This is a genomic window from Stenotrophomonas sp. SrG (genome assembly GCF_050031795.1).
Lineage (GTDB): Bacteria > Pseudomonadota > Gammaproteobacteria > Xanthomonadales > Xanthomonadaceae > Stenotrophomonas > Stenotrophomonas rhizophila_A.
Window position 1 is genome coordinate 1 of sequence record NZ_JBNBBE010000048.1, and the last position, 363, is coordinate 363.

The window sequence follows — 363 nt, forward strand, 5'->3', positions numbered from 1 at the left end:
GTACTCATGACCGTGGTCGGGCTGGCGGTGTAGCTGGTGCTGTACAAGATCGTGATCGCGTCCTGTGGTCTGCACAAGGACAGTCGCAGCCAGCTGCTGGCCCTTGACATGATCGCTTCCCGGTTTGCCGACTTGACCCAGCTTTCAGATTTCCTCTGGACACGGCCTTACATCGTGGAAGATGCACCTGTGGCGTCGGCTCTGATGTGGGCGGCTGCCGTGCTGGGCTGGGCCGCGTTCGTTGTATGGGTCGTGGTGAAACGGCCGCGGCAAGCGCTGGTCTGCCTGCCGCTGTCCGCATTGATTCCCCTGGCTGGCATCGGTGTTATCGCGGTGGGCCAGGCGTGGTGGCCAGTGCCACGT

At 62.8% G+C, this 363-nt stretch carries 1 protein-coding gene; it reads left to right on the forward strand.

Annotated elements, in window-relative coordinates:
* Positions 1 to 36: 36 nt before the first annotated feature.
* On the forward strand, positions 37 to 363 hold a 327-nt coding region (locus ACQG3P_RS18910; protein ID WP_426805892.1), incomplete at its 3' end, for a hypothetical protein.